At 69.3% G+C, this 21,697-nt stretch carries 23 protein-coding genes; 4 read left to right on the top strand and 19 right to left on the bottom strand.

The features are described 5' to 3' along the window. Positions 1 to 13: 13 nt before the first annotated feature. The 8 genes from QM720_RS07290 to QM720_RS07255 form a co-directional block, all read right to left on the bottom strand. On the bottom strand, positions 14 to 1,081 hold the full coding sequence (locus QM720_RS07290) for a GNAT family N-acetyltransferase (RefSeq protein ID WP_415125463.1): 1,068 nt from the start codon (positions 1,079 to 1,081) through the stop codon (positions 14 to 16). Positions 1,082 to 1,181: 100 nt separating this feature from the next. Continuing rightward, on the bottom strand, positions 1,182 to 1,748 hold the full coding sequence (gene rplQ / locus QM720_RS07285; protein WP_415125462.1) for a 50S ribosomal protein L17: 567 nt from the start codon (positions 1,746 to 1,748) through the stop codon (positions 1,182 to 1,184). A 47-nt stretch (positions 1,749 to 1,795) separates the two neighbouring features. Beyond that, positions 1,796 to 2,785, bottom strand: coding sequence for a DNA-directed RNA polymerase subunit alpha (locus tag QM720_RS07280; RefSeq protein WP_415125461.1), 990 nt, complete (start codon positions 2,783 to 2,785; stop codon positions 1,796 to 1,798). Positions 2,786 to 2,901: 116 nt separating this feature from the next. Beyond that, positions 2,902 to 3,300, bottom strand: a complete 399-nt coding sequence (gene rpsK, locus QM720_RS07275; protein ID WP_194582672.1) for a 30S ribosomal protein S11 — start codon at positions 3,298 to 3,300, stop codon at positions 2,902 to 2,904. A 35-nt stretch (positions 3,301 to 3,335) separates the two neighbouring features. Continuing rightward, a complete protein-coding gene (rpsM, locus tag QM720_RS07270) occupies positions 3,336 to 3,716 on the bottom strand; it encodes a 30S ribosomal protein S13 (protein ID WP_415125460.1) in 381 nt (126 codons plus the stop codon). Between the two features lie 208 nt (positions 3,717 to 3,924). Beyond that, a complete protein-coding gene (gene rpmJ / locus QM720_RS07265; RefSeq protein ID WP_005050492.1) occupies positions 3,925 to 4,041 on the bottom strand; it encodes a 50S ribosomal protein L36 in 117 nt (38 codons plus the stop codon). A gap of 74 nt (positions 4,042 to 4,115) precedes the next feature. Further along, on the bottom strand, positions 4,116 to 4,337 hold the full coding sequence (gene infA / locus QM720_RS07260) for a translation initiation factor IF-1 (RefSeq protein WP_005050493.1): 222 nt from the start codon (positions 4,335 to 4,337) through the stop codon (positions 4,116 to 4,118). A gap of 142 nt (positions 4,338 to 4,479) precedes the next feature. Beyond that, entirely contained in the window at positions 4,480 to 5,157 is a 678-nt protein-coding gene (locus QM720_RS07255) for a DsbA family protein (protein WP_415125459.1), read from the bottom strand. A gap of 328 nt (positions 5,158 to 5,485) precedes the next feature. Between QM720_RS07255 and QM720_RS07250 the strand changes: the two genes are divergently transcribed. Then, entirely contained in the window at positions 5,486 to 6,472 is a 987-nt protein-coding gene (locus QM720_RS07250) for a hypothetical protein (RefSeq protein WP_415125458.1), read from the top strand. A gap of 118 nt (positions 6,473 to 6,590) precedes the next feature. On the opposite strand, the gene QM720_RS07245 is transcribed toward QM720_RS07250, so the two are convergent. Then, positions 6,591 to 11,702, bottom strand: a complete 5,112-nt coding sequence (locus QM720_RS07245; protein ID WP_415125457.1) for an SdrD B-like domain-containing protein — start codon at positions 11,700 to 11,702, stop codon at positions 6,591 to 6,593. Between the two features lie 175 nt (positions 11,703 to 11,877). Between QM720_RS07245 and QM720_RS07240 the strand changes: the two genes are divergently transcribed. From QM720_RS07240 to QM720_RS07230, 3 genes are read left to right on the top strand one after another with little or no spacing between them, the layout of a single operon-like run. Continuing rightward, on the top strand, positions 11,878 to 13,197 hold the full coding sequence (locus QM720_RS07240; RefSeq protein ID WP_415125456.1) for a nitrous oxide reductase family maturation protein NosD: 1,320 nt from the start codon (positions 11,878 to 11,880) through the stop codon (positions 13,195 to 13,197). After that, entirely contained in the window at positions 13,194 to 13,913 is a 720-nt protein-coding gene (locus QM720_RS07235; RefSeq protein ID WP_415125455.1) for a hypothetical protein, read from the top strand. Before QM720_RS07240 ends, QM720_RS07235 begins: the two co-directional genes overlap by 4 nt. Next, positions 13,906 to 15,060: a Dyp-type peroxidase gene (locus tag QM720_RS07230; protein ID WP_415125454.1), complete on the top strand. Its 1,155-nt coding sequence runs from the start codon at positions 13,906 to 13,908 to the stop codon at positions 15,058 to 15,060. The genes QM720_RS07235 and QM720_RS07230 overlap by 8 nt, the downstream gene beginning before the upstream one ends. A 103-nt stretch (positions 15,061 to 15,163) precedes the next feature. On the opposite strand, the gene map is transcribed toward QM720_RS07230, so the two are convergent. From map to rplE, 10 genes are all read right to left on the bottom strand, one after another. Further along, the gene (gene map / locus QM720_RS07225; RefSeq protein WP_415125453.1) at positions 15,164 to 16,024 is read right to left on the bottom strand and encodes a type I methionyl aminopeptidase; all 861 of its coding nucleotides are present in this window, start codon (positions 16,022 to 16,024) and stop codon (positions 15,164 to 15,166) included. Between the two features lie 10 nt (positions 16,025 to 16,034). Next, positions 16,035 to 16,628 carry an adenylate kinase gene (locus QM720_RS07220; protein WP_415125452.1) on the bottom strand — a complete coding sequence of 198 codons (594 nt, stop codon included), beginning with the start codon at positions 16,626 to 16,628 and terminating at the stop codon, positions 16,035 to 16,037. Continuing rightward, positions 16,625 to 17,953 carry a preprotein translocase subunit SecY gene (gene secY / locus QM720_RS07215; RefSeq protein ID WP_415125451.1) on the bottom strand — a complete coding sequence of 443 codons (1,329 nt, stop codon included), beginning with the start codon at positions 17,951 to 17,953 and terminating at the stop codon, positions 16,625 to 16,627. Before secY ends, QM720_RS07220 begins: the two co-directional genes overlap by 4 nt. Before the next feature lie 143 nt (positions 17,954 to 18,096). Further along, positions 18,097 to 18,762, bottom strand: coding sequence for a 50S ribosomal protein L15 (rplO, locus tag QM720_RS07210; protein WP_415125450.1), 666 nt, complete (start codon positions 18,760 to 18,762; stop codon positions 18,097 to 18,099). Then, entirely contained in the window at positions 18,762 to 18,947 is a 186-nt protein-coding gene (rpmD, locus tag QM720_RS07205) for a 50S ribosomal protein L30 (RefSeq protein ID WP_271172371.1), read from the bottom strand. Before rpmD ends, rplO begins: the two co-directional genes overlap by 1 nt. After that, positions 18,947 to 19,591, bottom strand: a complete 645-nt coding sequence (gene rpsE, locus QM720_RS07200) for a 30S ribosomal protein S5 (RefSeq protein ID WP_415125449.1) — start codon at positions 19,589 to 19,591, stop codon at positions 18,947 to 18,949. The genes rpmD and rpsE overlap by 1 nt, the downstream gene beginning before the upstream one ends. Positions 19,592 to 19,620: 29 nt before the next feature. Beyond that, positions 19,621 to 19,980 carry a 50S ribosomal protein L18 gene (gene rplR, locus QM720_RS07195; RefSeq protein WP_415125448.1) on the bottom strand — a complete coding sequence of 120 codons (360 nt, stop codon included), beginning with the start codon at positions 19,978 to 19,980 and terminating at the stop codon, positions 19,621 to 19,623. Between the two features lie 2 nt (positions 19,981 to 19,982). Next, positions 19,983 to 20,519: a 50S ribosomal protein L6 gene (gene rplF / locus QM720_RS07190; protein ID WP_415125447.1), complete on the bottom strand. Its 537-nt coding sequence runs from the start codon at positions 20,517 to 20,519 to the stop codon at positions 19,983 to 19,985. Positions 20,520 to 20,525: 6 nt separating this feature from the next. Then, the gene (gene rpsH, locus QM720_RS07185; RefSeq protein WP_415125446.1) at positions 20,526 to 20,924 is read right to left on the bottom strand and encodes a 30S ribosomal protein S8; all 399 of its coding nucleotides are present in this window, start codon (positions 20,922 to 20,924) and stop codon (positions 20,526 to 20,528) included. 161 nt (positions 20,925 to 21,085) lie between these two features. Then, positions 21,086 to 21,697: a 50S ribosomal protein L5 gene (gene rplE / locus QM720_RS07180; protein WP_415125445.1), complete on the bottom strand. Its 612-nt coding sequence runs from the start codon at positions 21,695 to 21,697 to the stop codon at positions 21,086 to 21,088.

The following is a 21,697-nucleotide window of genomic DNA, read 5'->3' as shown; positions in this document are numbered from 1 at the left end:
GGTGGATGCCGCCTCAGACGTGCCGGACGAACGCCACCGAGCGCTCGGTGGCGCGGAAGCCGAGCCCTTCGTAGAGGGTGTGCGCACCGGTGGGGCTCGCCGTGTCGACGTCGAGCACGGCCTTCTCCAGCCCCGCGTCGGCGATCGCCTGCAGCGTGCCCGAGATCGCGAGCGGAGCGAGCCCCCGCCGACGGTGCGCGCGCACGACGCCGATCAGGTCGATGTAGGCGTTACTGGCGCCGAGCGATTCCCAGTCGTCCTCATTGACCGAGGCGAGACAGAACGCGGCGATCGCGCCGTCGGCATCGAGCACGAGGCGCGACAGGTCGGCGCGGAAGAACTCCCCGCCCACGAACTTCGCCCAGGTTTCGGGCGCACTGGGCAGGCTCCCCCAGTGATCGCGGAACGCATCGTTGCGCGCGAGCCTCGCATCCTCGTCGCGATCGTGCGTATATTCCACAACGCGCATACCGTCGGGCGCGGCCAAGGTCGGCACCGCCTCCGCCTCCTCGCCCGCGAGGTCGCGGAGCATCGAGGTGAACCAGCGCTCGGGCGCGAACCCGGCCTGCTCGGCCAGACGCGGGATGCCGAGGTTCACCTCGTCGGCGTAGACCTTGAGGTTCGCCTCCCACTCCCCTCTGCCGAAAAGAGCCGGCAGCGTCGGCGCGACCTCGGCGAGTTGCTGCAGCGCTCGCGCGACGAGCCACCGCTGCACCTGCGTCCCGATGCCGCGGCGCCACAGCTCGGGCAGCACCGCGCCGAAGAGGTGCACGGTGAGGGTTCCCTCGCGCGCCGGATGCAGGAACGCGCTGCCGAACGCCACCGGGCGCCCGTCGGCGTGCCACCCGATGATCGTGTCGCGCGAGGGGTCGATGTGCGGCAGATCGAACGTGTCGGCGACCTCTTCGCGCGGACTCGTCCACGTCGGGTGGTCGATCTTCTCGGCGGCCACCATGACGGCGTGGATCGCGTCGATGTCGGCGGGCGTCGCCGTGCGCCACACCGCCACGTCCGGATGCCGCGGCAGCGGCGGCTCGACCGGCTCGCCGACCCGCGCACTCAGGGGAAGCTGCTCACTCACCCCGCCACAGTACCGGTCCGCCGCCACGCCCACGCTCCGCGCCGTGCACAGCACGAGGCCCGCACCCCTGGGGGTGCGGGCCTCGTGCGAAGCGGGGTGCTTACTCGCCCTTGTCGGCGGCGTCGACCTCGTCGGCGGCGTCCTGCGCCTCGTCGGCCTCGGCGACAGCCTCGGTCGCAGCCTCTTCGGCGGCATCCTCGGCGACGGCGGCATCCTCGTCCGACACCTCGGCAGCAGGAGCCTCGTCGGCGACCTCGGCGGCGGGAGCCGCGGCGGCGGCCTTCTTCGCCGACTTCGGCTTCGGGTTCACCGGCTCGAGCACGAGCTCGATGACGGCCATGGGCGCGTTGTCGCCCTTGCGGTTGCCGATCTTGGTGATGCGGGTGTAACCGCCCTCACGGTCGGCCACCAGCGGCGCGATCTCGGCGAACAGGACGTGCACGACTTCCTTGTCACCGATGACCGACAGCACCCGGCGGCGGGCGTGCAGGTCGCCGCGCTTGGCGAAGGTGACGAGGCGCTCGGCGAGCGGACGCAGGCGCTTGGCCTTGGTCTCGGTCGTCGTGATCGAGCGGTGCGTGAACAACGCAGCAGCGAGGTTCGCGAGCAGCAGGCGCTCGTGGGCGGGGCCGCCTCCGAGGCGGGGACCCTTCGTGGGCTTGGGCATGTCAATTACTCCAGATGGAAAGTGTCAGCAGACCTGTCGGGTGCAGGTCAGAGGGTCTCGTCGTCGTATCCGCCGTAGAAGTGCGCACCGTCGAACCCGGGAACCGAGTCCTTCAGCGACAGGCCGAGCGAGATGAGCTTGTCGCGCACCTCGTCGACCGACTTCTGACCGAAGTTGCGGATGTTCATGAGCTGCGTCTCCGACAGGGCGACGAGCTCCGACACGGTGTTGATGCCCTCGCGCTTGAGGCAGTTGTACGACCGGACCGACAGGTCGAGGTCTTCGATCGGCATCGACAGCTCGTTGGTGAGCACCTCGGCGACCGGCGCGGGGCCGATCTCGATGCCCTCGGCCTCGACGTTCAGCTCGCGCGCCAGGCCGAACAGCTCGGTCAGGGTGCGGCCGGCCGATGCGACGGCGTCGCGCGGGGCGATCGAGGGCTTGGTCTCGACGTCCAGCACGAGCTTGTCGAAGTCGGTGCGCTCACCGGCACGCGTCGCGTCGACGCGGTACGAGACCTTCAGCACCGGCGAGTAGATCGAGTCGATCGGGATCTGCCCGGCCTCGGCGTACTCGTTGCGGTTCTGCGTGGCCGACACGTAGCCGCGGCCGCGCTCGATCGTGAGCTCGAGCTCGAACTTCGCCGAGTCGTTCAGGGTCGCGATGACCAGCTCGGGGTTGTGCACCTCGACACCGGCGGGCGCCGAGATGTCGGCGGCGGTGACCTCACCGGCGCCGGTCTTGCGCAGGTACGCGGTGATGGGCTCGTCGCGCTCGGACGAGACCACGAGCTGCTTGATGTTGAGGATGATCTCGGTGACATCCTCCTTGACACCCGGGATGGTGCTGAACTCGTGCAGCACGCCGTCGATCCGGATGCTGGTGACCGCGGCACCGGGGATCGACGACAGCAGGCTGCGGCGCAGCGCGTTGCCGATCGTGTAACCGAAACCGGGCTCGAGCGGCTCGATGACGAAGCGGCTGCGGAATTCGCCGACCTTCTCCTCGGTCAGGGTGGGACGCTGTGCGATGAGCACTATGTGTTCCTTTCGGTCACGTGCCCGCTATATGACACGTGGGTTTCTGAGTGTGTTGAGTTTTTCCAGACGGATGCCGGGCCCACCGCGCGCGGCGGTGTCCCGGCATCCGAAGATCAGACGCGGCGGCGCTTCGGGGGGCGGCATCCGTTGTGCGCCTGCGGGGTGACGTCGGAGATCGACCCCACCTCGAGGCCGGCGGCCTGCAGCGAACGAATCGCGGTCTCGCGGCCCGAACCGGGACCCTTCACGAAGACGTCGACCTTCTTGACCCCGTGCTCGGCGGCCTGGCGGGCGGCCGACTCGGCCGCCATGCCGGCGGCATACGGGGTCGACTTGCGCGAGCCCTTGAAGCCCACGCCGCCCGACGACGCCCAGCTGATGACGGCGCCCGACGGGTCGGTGATCGAGACGATCGTGTTGTTGAACGTCGACTTGATGTGGGCGTGGCCCAGCGCGATGTTCTTCTTCTCCTTGCGGCGCGGCTTGCGCGCGGCGGTCTTGGCCTGTGCCATTGCTCTTGTTCTCCTCAACCTTTGCCGGGGCGCGCTTACTTGCGGCCGGCCTTCTTCTTGCCGGCGACGGTGCGCTTGGGACCCTTGCGGGTGCGCGCGTTCGTCTTGGTGCGCTGCCCGCGCACGGGCAGGCCACGACGGTGGCGCAGACCCTCGTACGAGCCGATCTCGACCTTGCGGCGGATGTCGGCGGCGACCTCGCGGCGCAGGTCACCCTCCACCTTGTAATTGCCTTCGATGTAGTCGCGCAGGGCGACCAACTGGTCGTCGGTGAGATCCTTCACGCGGATCGACTCGTCGATCTCGGTGGCCGTGAGGATCTCGACCGAACGGGTACGGCCGATGCCGTAGATGTAGGTGAGGGCGATCACCACGCGCTTGTCGCGCGGGATGTCAACGCCGGCAAGACGTGCCATGCGGTTTCTCCTAGGAGTTGGTGGAGGTGTGGAGCAGGATCGGTGCCCGGGCCTCCACCCGGGGTGTCCCCGCTGTCGCGGTTCTGATCCTGCCGAAACGTATTGAGTTGTGTGTTCGTGCTGGGGTTTCGACGCGGCCGCTTCGCGGCCTCGCTCAACCTTGACGTTCGCGTGTCAACGCGGCTGCGCCGCATTGACACGTCTCACGTCAACCCTGGCGCTGCTTGTGACGCGGGTTCGACTTGCAGATGACCATGACGCGACCGTGACGACGGATGACCTTGCAGTGGTCGCAGATGGGCTTGACGGAGGGGTTGACCTTCATGATGTTTCCTGTTCGCTGTCTTCGAGTCGCACGGATGCCGGCGGCATCCGTCCGCTCGTTACTTCTCGACCGGTCTAGCGGTAGCGGTAGACGATGCGGCCGCGGGTGAGGTCGTAGGGCGAGAGCTCCACGACGACGCGGTCTTCGGGGATGATGCGGATGTAGTTCTGCCGCATCTTGCCGGAGATCGTGGCCAGGACCTTGTGTCCATTGGTCAGCTCAACGCGGAACATCGCGTTGGGGAGAGCCTCGGACACGACGCCCTCGATCTCGATGACACCGTCTTTCTTAGCCATAGCCTCGCTGTCGCTTGTGCAGACCGGCCGGTCTGCGGTGGGTGGGTTTTCGGTGCGGCGACACGCCAATGAAGGCGCAAGGCACCAAAGATCTAGTATACGTGAGAGGAGTCCGGGCGCCAAACCGCCGGCCGATCCCCGCTCAGTCGGTCAGATTCGCGACGATGTCGGTCTCCGGGTCCATGGTGATGCTGATGACATTCCCGTTGACGAGGAGCGTCGGCGTGCCGGTGGATCCCTCGGGCAGCGACTGCGCCTGCGCGAACTCGAGGTACTTCTGGTCGAGGATGGTCTGCTCCAGCTCGTCGGTCATGTCGACCCCGGCATCCTTCGCGATCTGGATCATCTCCTCGTCGGTGAGGCCGGTCGTCCCTTCGTCGGGCTGGTTCTTGAACAGCGCCTGCATGAAGGCGTAGGAGTGCGCCGGGTCGGCCTCGGCGACCGCGTAGAAGGCGGCCGCGGCGCGGCTGGAGAACTGCGTGCCCTGCGAGCGGCTGTCGAGGATGTGCACGGGGTAGATCTCGAGGGTGATCCGCCCCTCGTCGATCAGCTGCGTGATGGTGGAGCCCGATGCCTGCTCGAACTGGTTGCAGTAGGGGCACATGAAGTCGACGTAGGTGGCGACGACGTCCTGCCCGTCGCCGAACGTGACGGCGCCGGTCTCCTGGTCGATCCCGCTGGCTTGGGGCAGAACCCCCGGGTCGGTCGCCTTGTTGTTCATCATCACCACGAGCGCGATCACGACGGCGATGACGGCCACGACCGCCACGCTCACCCAGATCGCGAACCAGTTGCGGTTGCCCGCCGCTGCCTGCGCCATTCGCCAGCCTCTCTTCGCCGTGCGCCGCCTCAGCGCACCACCCTCCATCCTCCCCCATCCACCTGTGCATCCGCCGCGCGCCCCGCCCCCGCCCTCCCGTCGAGAAACCACTTTCTGCACGAGAAACCACATCTGAAGTGGTTTCTCACGCGCGATGTGGTTTCTCACGGGGCGAGACGGCGGGGGAGACGGGGGCGACGACGGCGGGGGCGGATGCCGGGGCGGCGCGATGGCGGAAGTTCCTCCCCAGCGGGCGATGTGCGCGAGTTGTCCACAGATCGCGGCGTTGGAACCCCACGACGGCGGCGGAGTGAGCACAATCTGTGGCATGCCTCTCTTGCTGTCATCCCGCGCGGCGACGCGCTCGCCCGTTCCGCTGATCGCGGCAGCCGTCGCGCGCGACCTGCACCTCCCGGTCACGACTGCCGCCTACCACCGCGTACGCTCCGGTGTCTACGTCGAGCGGGCCGCCTGGGAGCGCCTGAAGCCCTGGGAGCGCTACGAGGTGCGCGTCCACGCCTTCCTCCTCGCGCACCCCGACGCGATCCTCTGCCTGGAGTCGGCGGCCGTGATCCTCGGGCTTCCCCTGTTCGGCGAGACGCGTGACATCCACGTCTTCGACCCCGGGCGCACCGCCTCACGTCGGTTCGGCGACGTCTGCGTGCACACGAGCGAGAGCGCGCGTGAGGTCGTCGTGATCGCCGGCATCCGGGTCACATCGCTCCTCGACACCGCGGCGGACCTCGCGCGCGTGCTGCCCGCCGCACAGGGGCTGTCCGTGACGGATGCCGCCATCTCTCCCGCGCAGGGCGGCGCTCTCACCGTCGCGGCTCTTCGCGCGCACGTCGCCGAGCAACCCAACCGACGGGGCCGAGCGCGGCTGGAGTGGGTGCTCGGGATGGCAGACCCTCGTGCGGAGTCGCCGGGCGAGACCGTGAGCCGGGCCGTCATCCGCTGGGCGGGATTCGAAGACCCCGAGTTGCAACCCGTCTTCTTCTACGAGGGATTTCAGGACCGCTGCGACTTCATCTTCCCGTCGTCGCGGTCGCTCGGCGAGAGCGATGGCTGGGGCAAATACGACCTCGCCGACCCGGTGGCCGCCGAACGCCACCTCCGGGAGGAGAAGCGCCGAGAAGACCGCCTGCGGCGGGGCGGTCACCCGTTCGGCCGCTGGGATCTGGCCGATGCGTTCCGCGTCGCCCCCCTGTGCCGGGTGCTCGTCGCCGCCAAGGTGCGCCAGGTCCGCCCGATGGACCCCCGCGGCCTGGCCACCCTACGCCGCACGCCACGAACGCTCCCCCGCCCCGGCCACTGAAAAACCACATCCTGCGTGACAAACCACTGCAGATGTGGTTTCTCACGCAGGATGTGGTTTCTCGCGGGAGGTCGGCGGCGCGCGGGGTGGCGACGGATGCCGCCACCGCGCGCGCGATTCAGACCGTGCGCCGGCGCGCGCGCAGCGCGAGCACGAGACCGCCGACCAGCAGGAGGACCGCGGCGAACACGACGCCCCATGCGATCTGGCCACCGGTCACGGCGAGGTCTCCGTCCTCCGACTCTGCCTCCCCCGAACCCGTCCCGGCCTTGAGGACCACGCCCGCGTCCCACGTTGGGTCGATGCCCTCGGAGGCCGTCAGTTCCGCGAAGGAATACTCCTCGCCGGGCACCAGGTGCGTGTTCGAGCCGTTGAGCGTGAACTCGACCGTCCAGCCGTCGGCATCCACGTCGGAGTCGTCGCTGCCGCCGTCGCCCAGAGTCGTGAACTCGTAGAGCTCCTGCTGCTCAGCGGTCAGCACGAACCGGAGCCGGTAGTCGCCCGTCGGGAGCCCGTCGAACACGTAGCGGCCGTTCTCGTCGGTCGTCGTGGTGGCGTACGGCGTGCTCTCGCCCGCGCGGTACAGCTCCACCGTGACACCGGCCAGCGGGTCCTCGTCGGCGTCCTGGATGCCGTCGCCGTCCGCGTCGATCCACACGTAGTCACCGACCGCGTAGGTCTTCACGATGACGCCCGCATCCCACGTCGGGTCGATGCCCTCGGTCGCCGTGATCGGCAGGCCGTCGTAGTCGCCGCCGTCCACGAGTGCCGTGTTCGAGTCGTCCAGAGTGAACACCGGCGTGCGGCCCGTCACCGGGTCGGCGTCCGAATCGGCGGCGCCGCCGTCGCCCACGGAGGTGAACATGTATTCGTCGCCCAGCACGAACTCGACGAAGTAGTCGCCCGCGGGCAACCCGTCGAACACGTACAGACCGTTCTCGTCCGTCGTCGTCGTCGCGTACGGCTCCGTGTCGCCGTCACGGTACAGGTTCACCGTGACACCGGCCAGCGGTTCCTCGTCGGCATCCTGGATGCCGTCGCGATCCGCGTCGACCCACACGTAGTCACCGACCGCGTAGGTCTTCACGATGACGCCCGCATCCCACGTCGGGTCGATGCCCTCGGTCGCCGTGATCGGCAGGCCGTCGTAGTCGCCGCCGTCCACGAGCGCCGTGTTCGAGTCGTCCAGAGTGAACACCGGCGTGCGGCCCGTCACCGGGTCGGCATCCGAATCGGCGGCGTCCGAACCGGCGTTCGCCGACGTGAAGCGGAACTGCGAGGCCTGCTGTTCGGTCAGCACGAACTCGACGAAGTAGTCGCCCGCGGGCAACCCGTCGAACACGTACAGACCGTTCTCGTCCGTCGTCGTCGTCGCGTACGGCTCCGTGTCGCCGTCACGGTACAGGTTCACCGTGACACCGGCCAGCGGCTCCTCGCCGGCATCCTGGATGCCGTCGCGGTCCGCGTCGACCCACACGTAGTCGCCGACCGCGTAGGTCGCCGCGATGAGACCGGCGTCCCACGTCGGGTCGATGCCCTCCGAAGCGAGAACCTCGCCGATCGAGGCGTACTCCTCGGCCGAGACCAGTGCGTCACCGCCGTACTCCAGCGTGAACACCGCCGTACGCGCGATACCCGCGTCGGTGCCGACGACCGCATCCGAGTCGACGGCGTCATCCGACCCCGCGCCGACCTCCGTGAAGCGGTACAGCGCACGCTGCGCCTCGGTCAGCTCGAACTGCACGTAGTACGACCCCGCGGGCAGCTCGTCGAACAGATACAGTCCGTTCGCGTCGGTGGTCGTCGATGCGACCTCCACGCCGTCCGCCGTGTACAGCCGCACGGTGACGCCCGACACCGGAGCCTCACCGGCATCCTGGATGCCGTCGCGGTTCGCGTCGAGCCACACGTAGTCGCCCACCGCGTAGGTGCGCTCGACGACGCCCGCATCCCACGTCGGGTCGATGCCGTGCGACGCCGTCACCGACTCGTCCTGGGCGGAACCCGCTTCGCTGGCGTTGTACGTCGACGACGCGACGAGGGCGGTGTTGTCCTCGCCGAGCGAGAACACCGCGGTGCGGCCGGAGACGCGCCCGTCGACATCGGCCGACGGGGCCGCGTCCGAGTCGGTCGCGGAGCCGTCACCGGTCGTCGTGAAGACGTACTGCTGCGACTGCTCGAGCGTCAGCACGAACTCGACCTGGTAATCGCCCGGCGGCAGGTTGTCGAAGACGTAGTAACCGGACGCGTTGGTCGTCGTCGTGATCGGCTGTCCGTCGCCGTCGAGCACGGGCTCGCCGTCGGCGTCGAGCAGGTTCACGGTGACACCGGCGAGCGGGTCTTCGCCGTCATCCTGGATGCCGTCGCGATCCGCGTCGATCCACACGTAGTCGCCGACCGCGTAGGTCTTGTACGTGTTGGTGATCGTGAAGCTCAGTTCGTCGGATGCCGTGACCTGCACGGGCACCGACGGGCTGATGGCCACGTCGTAGTCGTCGCCGTTGGTCTCGGTGACGGCGGTGATGACGCTGAAGGCGGGCAGCTCGATCTCGTTCTCGCCGCCGACCTCGAGCGTGAAGACGAGGTCGTCCAGCGCGTTGCCGCGGAAGTCCTCGAGCGCGACCGTAATCTCGAACGTCGCTCCCTCAGGTGCCGGAGCGCTGTCCGCGGCGAGAACCTTGGTGAAGTCGACCGGAACCGTCGCGACGAAGCCGGCGTCGATCGTGTGGTCGTTCACCCCGGGGCCGACGACGTTCACCGGCGCCTCGCCGCTGTCGGGGTCGGCGTTGGAGTCGTTCTGCGTCTCATCGGCGTCGTAGTACCGGGTCGTGAACGACAGGTCGGCCCACGTGAGGGTTCCGAGCGCCGGGTGGACGGTGTCGGCCGGCCAGACGAAGGTCACGTTCTCGGTCTCGTCGGCGGGCGTGGAGAACACCACCACGAGCGACGCGGCGGGGTCGTCGAACCGCGAGGCGGTCCACAGTTCCGAGTCGAAGTAGTAGGTTCCGCTGGAGTCGGTGGTCGTCGTCCCCAGCGCCGCACCCGTCGGGTGCCCCTGCGCATCGGCGCGGTAGAGCGTCACGACGGCGCCGGAGATCGCCGGCTCGTCGGGGTCCTGCCGGCCGTTGCCGTCGGCGTCGTACCAGACGCGGTCGCCGATCTGCACGGGCGCAGGCAGCTGCGCGAGCGTCAGGCCGCCGAGGCCGCCGCCCTTCTGGAAGCTCGCGGCCGGCGCGGTGCCGGCCGAACCGGAATCTGCGGTGTGCTCGTAGCCGCGCAGCGCGGTGCCGTCATCGACGTCGAACCAGTTGACGCCGGCGAGGCGGACGCCCGTCAGCGGGTCGAACGTCGTGGACGCGACCTCGGAGAGCCCGGGGTACGAGATGACCGCGCCGAGGGCGACATCCTGGTGCACGTAGCCCGTCGCGGGGCTGTTGTTGTACAGACCCTTCTTCATGTCGTCGTTGTAGAACTCGCGGGTGCTGACGGCATCCGGTCCCTGATCGTTCAGCGCGCTCGTGAAGCTCGTCGTGCGGTCGCCGACCTCACCGTTCTGCTCGAGGGTGAAGGTGCCGTCGCCGTTGGGGCTCGCGATGAGCAGGTCACCGCTGGCGACGGTCTCGTAGCGCTGGGTCTGCGTTCCCGTCATGGCCGCGTGGTTGCGGTTGCCGCCCTGGATCGCGGTGCGGTCGGCGAACCCGAGCGACAGGTAGCCCTCGTCGTCGAAGGTGAGGCCGCTGAGGATGGCCTGCGGGTAGATCTGCACGCCGCCGTTGGACAGGGCGACCGAGTCGGGTGCCGACCCGGCGGTCGCGGTGGCGCCGGAGCCGGTGTTGTACGACGTGGTGTTGCCGTTCCACGACCAGGTGTCGGTCCACGTGTTCCAGCGACGGACCTGCAGGTGGGTGGTGTCGCCGTAGGTCGCGCCGCCCCACTGGCGGACCGAGTTGCCCTTCTGGTAACCGAGGTCGGCGGTGAGCACCTCTTCCCACGCGACGTCGCCGGTCACCGCGGCGGCCAGCGGCGTCTTCACGACGTAGGCGTTCAGCCCCGCTTCGGCGGCGCTCTGGCCCGCGACCGAACCGGTGTCGATGTAGCCGACGTACAGTTCGTCGCGGTAGATCGTCACAGCCCACGGCTGCTGGTCATCGCCCAGCCCGAGCGCGGAGGCCAGCGGGATGCGCGTGGCCTCGGTCGGCTGAGCGCCGCTCGCGTCGACCGCGTACAGGTCGCCGTCGTTCAGGTTGACGAAGACGAGCTCCTGCGTCTGCGGCACCGAGACGATGCCGCCGATGCCGATGCGGCCCGCCCGGGCGAAGCCGTCGATGTCGGCCCCCGTCGCGCTGGCCAAGGCGGGGATGCCGCGCGCCGCGTTGCTGAGCGCCGTGCCGAGGTCGAGGGTGCCGGCGGCGTTCGTCAGCGGAAGACCCTGCACGTCGGCCCAGGCCTCGGTCGTCGGGGTGCCGGCGATCGTGCCGTCGTCGTTGAGGACGTCGGTCATGCGGTAGATGCCGCCGAGGCCGAGGCTGCCGAGGGCCGAGAGGCGCTTGTAGGTGGCGGCCGCGTACAGGTCGTTGCCGGTGCGGTCGTAGGCGAGCCCCCAGATCGCGCCGACCTGGCCGTACGTCGCGATCGTCGTGCGCGTGGGATAGGTCGTGGCCGTGCCCTCGGTGGTCTCCCACGGCGTCGAGACGATCGCGGGCTCGTTCGCGTTCGTTCCCGTGGTCAGCGCCGGCCACTGGATCGCCGTGAACAGCGGCGCGTTGGCCTGCGCGTAGTCGTCGGGGTTGTTGAGGAGGAAGTCGACGTCCTCGGCACCCACCGCCACGAACTGCACGGTCGTCCCGTTGTCAGCGCCGGCCGCCGTCGGCGAGAAGCCGTCGGGGAGGTCGGTGAACTCGACACGGACGGGCGTGCCGTCGGCGAGGGCCGACAGATCCAGCGAATACGTGCCGTCACTGCCGGAGGCGACGCTGTCCACGGCGGTGCCGGATGCGTCGTAGGCGGTGACGGTGACTCCCGCGAGCCCGACGTCGACCTGCGTCCCTGCCAGCGTGTCGTCCGTGTCGACGACGCCGTCGCCGTCGAAGTCGCGCCAGACCGTTCCGCTGACCGTGCCGGTGGCGGCCGCGGCGGGTGCGGCGGCGACCGCGACGCCGGTGAGTGCGAGGGTGGCGGCGGTCAGTGCTGCGAGGGCACGCCTCGCGTATCGGGGGGGATTGATCGTCACTGTTCGTGTCCTTATAAGGTGGAGCGGGCACGCGGGGTGGCGTCGATGCGCGTACTGCGCGATCGAGAGGGATCGCCACCTGCCGGATAGACAGATATATCTGTCCCTCGCGACGTTATCGGCTGGGGCTGGGTGAACGCAAATCGAATGCTGGTTTCGCTCTAAGCTGGAGCGTGTGCGAGCGACCACGACCCTGACGACCGCAGCCCGGGGATCGATGGCGATGCTCGCCGCGCTGCTGTGCGGCGCACTGCTGACGGGCTGCGATGCGACCGGCCCCTCCGGTTCGGGCGACGCGGTCGTGCGCGTGCCCGAGGACACCGCGTCGCTGCAGGAGGCGGCGGACCGCGTGGCCGAGGGCGGGGTGATCGAGATCGCGGCGGGCGTCTACGACCAGACCATGCTCGTGTCGACGCCCGACGTGACCGTGCGCGGCGCGGATCGCAACGAGACGGTCGTCGACGGCGGCGGCATCCGTCCCTACGGCATCGTCGGGATCGCCGACGGCATCACGATCGAGAACCTGACCGTGACCGGCGCCCTCTACTACGGTGTGCTGGTCACCGGCACGCACGACGAGAACGGGCCGAGCGCACACGGCGGCGCCGGCTATCAGCCGTTCGACCCGGCGCAGTTCCCGCCCCTTCAGCGCTTCCTCATCGATCACGTGACGGCCTACAACAACGGGCTCTACGGCATCTACGCGTTCAATTCGCAGCACGGCGTCATCCGCGACTCCTACGCGTCGGGGTCGGCCGACAGCGGCTTCTACGTCGGCCAGTGCGAGGGCTGCGACATTCTCGTGACCGGCAACGTCGCCGAGAACAACGCGGTGGGGTTCGAGAACGCCAACGCCTCGGACTCGGTCGTCATCGCCGGCAACCGCTTCGCGGGAAACCGGGTGGGGATGACGCTGCTGTCGAACTACCAGGAGGCGTTCAGCCCGCAAAGCGGCAACACGATCGTCGGCAATCTCGTCTGGGGCAATGACGCCGGCGACAGCCCGGCCCAGGCCGACGGCGCCTTCGCCCTGGGCATCGGGATCTCCGGTGGCCGCGACAACGTGTTCGAGCGCAACCTCATCGGTGCGAACGCCGCCGCGGGGGTGCAGTTCGCCAACACCGAAGACCTCGCCGCCTCGGGCAACGACCTGCGCGGCAACACCTTCGAGACCAACGGCGTCGACGTCGCGAACACCTCCGCCGCCCGCGCGCCCGCTGCCGCCAATTGCGCGGATGCCGGCATCACGACCCTCCCCGCCACGCTGGGCGACGCGCTCGCCACGTGCGCGGCGACGCAGGAGGCGGCCGAGGTGCTGCCGGCCCCCGCGGCACCGGAGGGGGTCAGCTTCCTGCGGGTGGCGGCGCCTCCCGCACAGCCGCAGTTGGATGCGCCGGCATCCGCCCCCCTGCCGGAGACCGTCGAGCTGCCGGACCTCGCCGCCTTCGACACCCCCACCTCGGCGCTGCTGGCCGACCGTTCGAGGATGCCGTGAGGCGCGCGCTGACCGCGGTGCTGGCCGCGGTGGTCACCCTCTGCGTCTGCGCCTGCGCGCCGGCCGCGGAGTCGGATCCCCGCCCCGTGACCACGGCCGAGTCGGAGCTGCTGGCCGCGATGCGCTTCAAGAACTTCGACGCCGGGACGCGGCCGTTCACGACGACTGTCGTCGAGCAGGGCACGTCGCTGCACCTGAACGGTTGGGTGGACTACGCGTCGCACACCGGCTACGCCGCGGTCACGGGCGAGGGGTTCGAGCCGCAGGCGCTGCTGTGGACCGCCGACACCGTCGCCATCCGCCCGGCGGCACCGGACGACGCGGGCCTGCCCGTCCTGCCGATCCCCGCCTTGTCCGACCAGACGTGGACGAGCCGCACGCTCCAGGCCGACGCCTCCGCCCTTGACGCCACCCTCGCCCTGATCGGCAACCTCGGCGCGGACCGCCCCGAGAACCCCCTGCTCGTGCAGCAGACCGGGGCGCTCTGGCTGCGCGAGGACGAGATCGACGGCACTGCCGTGACCGTGTTCGCCGCCCCGCCCAGCGACGAGGTGGTGGATGCCGACACGCTCGACCCCGACGAGTCGCCGCTGCGGTTGTGGCTCGACGAGTCCGGGCTGTTGCGGCGCGCCCAGGTGCGACAGTCGGACTTCTGGTACGACATCGACTTCGGGCTCGACCCGGGCCCCGCGTTGGCGGTGACCACCGATGGCTGAGGCCGCGGCATCCGGCGGGGTGTCCCGACGCACCCTGCTCACCGGCGGGGCGGGGCTCATCGCCGGCGCGGCCGCGGCAAGCGGCGTGCTCGCGGCGCTCGGCCGCGACGACGCGGCGGCCGACGTGCAGCGCGTCTCGCCGTACGGCGCTCACCAGGCGGGCATCGCCGCCCCCGCCGCCGCGCAGGCGCACGCGCTCATCTCGGTCTTCGACGCATCCGACGTCACCCGCGAGACCCTGCCGACTCTGCTCGCCTCACTCGGGACGGCGGTGGCCGCCCTCACCGCCGAGGGGTACACGTCACGGCTGCTGCCCGATGGCGCGGGCGACCTCACCGTCGTCGTCGGCATCGGCCCGCGGCTGCTCGCCCTCATCGACCCGGACCTCGCCCCGGTCGCGACGCTGCCGGTCTTCGCCTCCGACGACACCGTGGAGGTGCACGGCGGCGACGTGCTCGTCATCGCCGCCGCCACCGACCCCACCGTGCCGGCTGCGGCGACGGAGGCGCTCACGGGCGCCCTCGCGCCGCGATGGGCGCAGCCGGGGCTGCGCGGGGCGGGGCGGCGCAGCGCCGCACGCAACCCCCTCGGGTACTACGACGGGATCATCGTGCCCGACACGACGGCGCTGTTGGATGCCGGGGTCTGGATCGGCGACGGACCGCTGGCGGGCGGGACGGTGTGCACCGTGCGCCGGTTCCGTCTCGACATCCCCCGGTTCCGTGCGCTGGATGCCGAGGCGCAGGACGCCGTGTTCGGCCGCCGCCAGACCGACGGCACGCCGCTGTCCGGGGGCGACGCTTTCGGCGAGATCGATCTGACGGCGAAGTCGCCCGAGGGCGAGTACCTCGTGCCGGCGCGCGCGCACGCGCGCGCCGCGCATCCGTCGTTCATCGGAGCGCCGCTCATGCTGCGCCGCAGCTACAGCTACGCCAACGACGACGACGATCGCGGGGTGGTGTTCCTGAGCTTCCAGAACGACGTGTCGACCTTCAGCCGTACGCTGCAGCGCCTCGAAGAGACCGACGATCTGCTCGGCTTCGCCACCGCGACCGCGTCGGGCGCGTTCGCGGTGCTCCCCGGCTTCACGGCCGACCGCCCGCTCGGCTCCCCCCTCGATCCCGCCTCGGCCACCGCCGACCCGTGAGAAACCACTTTCTGCGTGAGAAACCACTGCAGATGTGGTTTCTCACGCGCGATGTGGTTTCTCACCGGGCGACGGATGCCGGGCGGGCGCAGGGGGCGGGGGGTTAGGTGAGGGGGGTGGGGGTTACGCCGAAGGGGGCGAGGCCCGCGGCGCCGCCGTCGGGCGCCGTCAGCACCCAGATCCCGCCGTCGTGCACCGCGACGCTGTGCTCCCAGTGGGCGCCGTCGCTGCCGTCGACGGTCGACACCGTCCAGTCGTCCTCTTCGACGAACGTCTCGTCCGACCCGGCGGTGACCATCGGCTCGATCGCCAGGCACAGCCCGGGCCTGACGGCCGGACCCAGATCGGACACCCGGTAGTTGAAGACCGTCGGGCCCTCGTGCATCCGTCGGCCGATGCCGTGCCCGACGTAATCGCGCAGGATGCCGTAGGTTGCGCCGTCCTCGGCCGCCGCACGCTCGATGGAGCCCTGCACGGCGTCGCCCACCTCGCCGACCCGCGCCGCGTGCGCCAGCGCCGCGATGCCCGCCCACAGCGACCCCTCGGTCACGTCCGACAGGCGCTGCCGCGCCGCGACCCGCGCGGCATCCGCCGTGGCACCGGAAGCGTCGCCCGGCACGATGACGGTGATGGCGGAGTCGCCGTTCCAGCCGCGGAACTGGGCCCCCGCGTCGATCGAGACGATGTCGCCGGGCTCCAGCACCCGCGACGAGGGGATGCCGTGCACCACCTGCTCGTTCACCGAGATGCACGTGGTGTGACGGTATCCGCGCACGAGCTGGAAGTTCGACTCGGCACCGCGCGCACGCACGACGTCGAAGGCCGCGGCATCGAGCTCCGCCGTCGTCACCCCGGGGGCGATCAGCGCACGGACCGCGTCGAGGGCGGCCGCGGTGATGAGCCCCGGCTCGACCATCGCCCGCAGTTGGGCGGGCGTCTTGTACAGCGAGCGCCGCAGACCCATGAGAACGCCGTCAGACCGCGACGACGATGCCGCGCTCGGCGAGAGCCGCGACGATCCGCTCGAACACCTCGTCGAGCGTGCCGACGCCGTCGACCGTGACGACGATGCCGTGCGCCCGGTACACGTCGAGGATCGGCGCCGTCTCGGACTCGTAGATGGCCAGGCGCTTGGCGATCGACTCCTCGTTGTCGTCGGCTCGCCCCTGCTCGGCGGCGCGCAGCGACAGGCGCTGAATCGACTCCGCGCGCGGCACCGACAGCTCGACGACGGCGGTCAGCGGCTCGCCGCGGCCGTCGAGGAACGTGTCGAGGTCGCCGACCTGACCGAGGTTGCGCGGGTATCCGTCGAGGAGGAACCCGCCCGCCGCGTCGTCCTGCGACAGCCGGTCGCGCACGATCTCGTTCGTGAGCGCGTCGGGCACGAGATCACCGGCGGCGGTGATCGCCTGCACGCGCCTGCCCAGCTCGGTGCCGGCGGCGATGTTCGCCCGGAAGATGTCGCCGGTGGAGATCGCCGGGATGCCGAGGGCGGCGGCGATACGCACGCCCTGCGTGCCCTTGCCCGAGCCCTGCGGCCCGATGATCAGCAGTCGCGGAGTGGTCATCGCAGGAGCCCTTCGTAGTGGCGCTGCTGCAGCTGCGCGTCGATCTGCTTGACCGTCTCCAGACCCACACCGACGATGATGAGGATCGACGCGCCACCGAACGGGAAGTTCTGGTTGGCACCGACGGTGGCCAGAGCGACGAGCGGCAGCAGGGCGATGAGACCGAGGTAGATCGAGCCCGGCAGCGTGATGCGCGTGAGCACGTAGTCGAGGTATTCGGCGGTGGGACGACCCGCACGGATGCCGGGGATGAAGCCGCCGTACTTCTTCATGTTGTCGGCGACCTCGACCGGGTTGAACGTGATGGCCACGTAGAAGTACGTGAAGCCGACGATCAGCAGGAAGTACAGCAGCATGTACAGCGGGTGGTCGCCCTTGGTCAGGTAGGCCTGGATCCAGCTGACCCAGCCGGGGATGTTGCCATCGGCATCCGGGTTCTGGTTGAACTGCGCGATCAGCGCCGGGATGTACAGCAGCGACGAGGCGAAGATGACGGGCACGACACCGGCCATGTTCACCTTGATGGGGATGTACGTGTTGGTGCCGCCCAGCGTCCGCCGGCCCACCATGCGCTTCGCGTACTGCACCGGGATGCGCCGCTGCGACTGCTCGACGAACACGACCAGCGCGACGACCACGATGCCCACCGCGAGCACGAGCAGGAACGTCTCGAAGCCGCGCGACTGCGCGATCGACCACATCGCCGCCGGGAACTGCGCCGCGATCGAGGTGAAGATGAGGATCGACATGCCGTTGCCGACGCCGCGTTCGGTGACGAGCTCGGCGAACCACATGATGAGGCCCGTGCCGGCGGTCAGCGTGATGATCATCAGCAGCTGCGCCCACCAGGCGTCGTTGGTCAGCAGGGAGTTGCACTCCGCGATGCTCGTCGAGCCGAACAGCGCGCCCGAGCGGGCCACCGTGACGAGCGTCGTCGACTGCAGCAGCGCGAGGGCGATGGTGAGGTAGCGCGTGTACTGCGTGAGCTTGGACTGCCCCGCCTGCCCCTCCTTGTACAGCGTTTCGAAGTGCGGGATCACCACGCGCAGCAGCTGCACGATGATCGTCGCCGTGATGTACGGCATGACGCCGAGGGCGAAGACCGACAGCTGCAGCAGCGCGCCGCCCGAGAAGAGGTTCACGAGCGAGAGCAGACCCTCACTGGCCGAACCGGTCTGCGACAGGCACGACTGCACGTTGATGAAGCTCACGAACGGCGTCGGCACGTGCGCGCCGAAGCGGTAGATGGCGATGATGGCCAGGGTGAAGGCGATCTTCCGCCGGAGATCCGGAGTGCGGAAGACCCGCGCGATGGCGCTGAACAAAAGGATTTCCTCCAGTGGGCTTGCCGGTGCCGACGCCCGAATATCGGGATACCGGGGCGGGCACCATCTCCCAGAGTACGGCAACAGGGGCCGGTACCGGGTTCTCGAGCATGTCGAGATTCGGACCGGCCCCTGCCGTGGAATTACTTGACCGAACCGCCCGCGGCGACGATCTTCTGCTCGGCTGCTCCCGAGACCTTGTCGACGGCCACGTTCAGCGCCACGGCGATGTCGCCGCCACCGAGAACCTTGACCTTCTCGTTCTTGCGGACCGCACCCTTGGCGACGAGGTCGCCGACGGTGACGTCGCCACCGGTCGGGTACAGCTCGGCGAGCTTGTCGAGGTTGACGACCTGGTACTCGACGCGGAACGGGTTCTTGAACCCGCGCAGCTTCGGCGTACGCATGTGCAGCGGCATCTGACCGCCCTCGAAGCCGACCTTGACCTGGTAGCGGGCCTTGGTGCCCTTGGTACCACGACCGGCGGTCTTGCCCTTCGAGCCCTCACCGCGACCGACACGGGTCTTGGCGGTGTTGGCGCCGGGAACCGGACGCAGGTGGTGCACCTTGAGCACGCCGGGGCGGGATGCCGCGGCATCCTTCTTCACGGCGTCCTTCTTCGCGGCGGGCTTCTTGGCGGCGGGCTTGTCGGCCTTCTCCGCCGTGGCGGCAGCGGCCTTCGCCAGAGCCTTTTCGGCCTTGGGGGCCTTCTCGGCGGCGGGCTTCGCCGCCTTCTTCTTCTCGACGACCTCTTCGGTCGCCTTCACTTCGGCTCGCTCAGTGCGGCGCTCGGCTTTGTTGTCAGCCATCAGTCGATCTCCTCAACGTTCACGAGGTGTGCGACGGTGCGGACGTACCCGCGCGTCTGCGCGTCATCGGGACGGACGACGGAGTCGCCGATCCGCTTGAGGCCCAGCGAACGCAGCGTGTCACGCTGGTTCTGCTTCTCGCTCACCTTGGACTTGATCTGGGTCACCTTGAGACGCGCGGCCATCAGGCACCTCCCTTTGCAGCGGCCGCGGCCTCAGCCTCGGCACGGATCAGACGGGCGGGAGCCACCTGGTCGAAGTCGAGACCACGACGAGCGGCGACCGCACGGGGTTCCTCGAGCTGCTTGAGCGCCTCGACCGTCGCGTGCACGATGTTGATCGTGTTCGACGAACCGAGCGACTTCGACAGCACGTCATGGATGCCGGCGCACTCGAGCACGGCACGCACCGGACCACCGGCGATGACACCGGTACCGGCAGCGGCCGGACGCAGCAGCACGACGCCGGCAGCGGCCTCGCCCTGCACCGGGTGCGGGATGGTGGAGCCGGCACGGGGCACGCGGAAGAAGTTGCGCTTGGCCTCTTCGACACCCTTCGAGATGGCGAGGGGGACCTCACGCGCCTTGCCGTAGCCGACGCCCACGAGACCGTTGCCGTCGCCCACGACGACGAGCGCCGTGAAGCTGAAGCGGCGACCGCCCTTGACGACCTTCGACACGCGGTTGATCGTGACGACGCGCTCCAGGAACTGGCTCTTGTCGGCATCCCGCGCACCGCGGTCGCCGCGGGTCTGGCTGCGCTCACGACCGCCACGGCGGGGCTCGCGCTCGCGCTCGACGGGGGCTTCGGCCGTAGCCTCTGCAGTCACTTCGTTCTCCACATTCACAGTTGCATCGCTCACAGGTTCAGCCCTCCCTCGCGAGCGCCCTCGGCGATCGCAGCGACCCGGCCCGCGTAGCGGTTGCCACCGCGGTCGAACACGACGTCGGAGACGCCGGCGGCCTTGGCGCGCTCGGCGACGAGCTCGCCGACCTTGCGGGCCTTGGCGGTCTTGTCACCGGCGAACGCGCGCAGATCGGCTTCGAGGGTCGAGGCCGAGGCCACGGTGTGGCCCTTCGCGTCGTCCACGAGCTGGACGAAGACGTGGCGTGCCGAACGGGTCACGACCAGGCGCGGACGCGCCTCGGTGCCCACGACCTTCTTGCGAAGGCGGGCGTGACGACGCGAACGCGCGTCGGACTTCGAGGTCACAGCCATTTTTACTTACCAGCCTTTCCGGCCTTGCGGCGGACGACCTCGCCCGCGTAACGCACACCCTTGCCCTTGTAGGGCTCGGGCTTGCGGATCTTGCGGATGTTGGCAGCAGCCTCACCGACGGCCTGCTTCGAGATGCCGGAGACGGTGAGCTTGTTGTTGCCCTCGACGGTCAGGGTGATGCCGGCCGGAGCCTCGACCAGCACGGGGTGCGAGAAGCCGAGCGCGAACTCGACCGCCGTCCCCTTCTGGGCGACACGGTAACCGGTGCCGACGACCTCGAGGCCCTTGGAGTAGCCCTCGGTCACGCCGATGATGTTGTTGTTGATGAGGGTGCGGGTCAGGCCGTGCAGCGAGCGCGACTCGCGCTCGTCGTCGGGACGGGTGACGAGCACCTGGCCCTCTTCGACGGTGACCGCGATGGGCTTGGACACGGTGAGCGCCAGCTCGCCCTTGGGACCCTTGACGGCGACATCCTGGCCGTCGACCGTGACGGTCACGCCGGCGGGGATGGTGATGGGAAGACGTCCGATACGCGACATGTCAGATCACCACACGTAGGCGAGGACTTCCCCACCCACGCCCTTCTGCTCGGCCTGACGGTCGGTGAGAAGACCGGAGGAGGTGGACAGGATCGCGACGCCGAGGCCGCCGAGGACCTTGGGCAGCTCGGTGGACTTCGCGTAGACGCGCAGACCGGGCTTCGAGACGCGCTTGATGCCGGCGATCGACCGCTCACGGTTCGGGCCGTACTTCAGCGTCAGCGTGAGGGTCTGGCCGACACGGGCGTCGGAGACCTCCCAGCCGGCGATGTAACCCTCCTGCTGGAGGATCTCTGCGATGTGGGTCTTGAGCTTCGAGCTCGGCAGCGACACGGAGTCGTGGTGCGCCGAGTTCGCGTTGCGCAGACGGGTCAGCATGTCAGCGACCGGGTCTGTCATCGTCATTTCGTTTGTTTCCTTTGTTCAGTGGTTTCGGATGCCGTTACACGACAGCCGACCTTCTTGATGGTGGCGTTTCGTCTCGGGCCTGCGGCCCTCGCTCAACGACCGGGGGTTCTCGTCTCTCTGCGCCCGGTCGTTGAGCGAGCGCAGCGAGACGAAACGTGTCAGGCCTCGTCGGACTTGAACGGGAAGCCCAGCTGCTTGAGCAGCGAGCGACCCTCGGCATCCGTCTTCGCCGTCGTGACGATCGTGATGTCGAAACCGCGGACGCGGTCGATCTTGTCCTGGTTGATCTCGTGGAAGACCGACTGCTCCTGCAGGCCGAACGTGTAGTTGCCGTTGCCGTCGAACTGCTTCGGCGACAGGCCGCGGAAGTCGCGGATGCGGGGCAGCGAGAGGTTCACGAGACGGTCGAGGAACTCCCACGCGCGGTCGCCGCGGAGGGTGACGTGCGCGCCGATGGGCTGGCCCTCGCGCAGCTTGAACTGCGCGATGGACTTGCGGGCCTTCGTGACGACCGGCTTCTGGCCGGTGATCTTGGTGAGGTCGTCGACCGCGCCATCGATCACCTTGGAGTCGCGCGCCGCCTCACCGACACCGGTGTTGACGACGACCTTGACGATGCCGGGGATCTGCATGACGTTGCCGTAGCCGAACTCGTCCTGCAGAGCCTTCTTGATCTCGCCCTGGTACTTCTGCTTCAAACGGGGCTGGACTCGTGTCGAAGGCGAGCCTTCGGCCGCAGGGCCAGCCGCCACGTCAGTGGTGGTGCTCAT

Origin of the sequence: Microbacterium sp., assembly GCF_047602155.1 — a bacterium.
GTDB lineage: Bacteria > Actinomycetota > Actinomycetes > Actinomycetales > Microbacteriaceae > Microbacterium.
The sequence above is the reverse complement of the archived record's forward strand: the minus strand, read 5'-3'. Positions and strand labels throughout refer to the sequence as shown.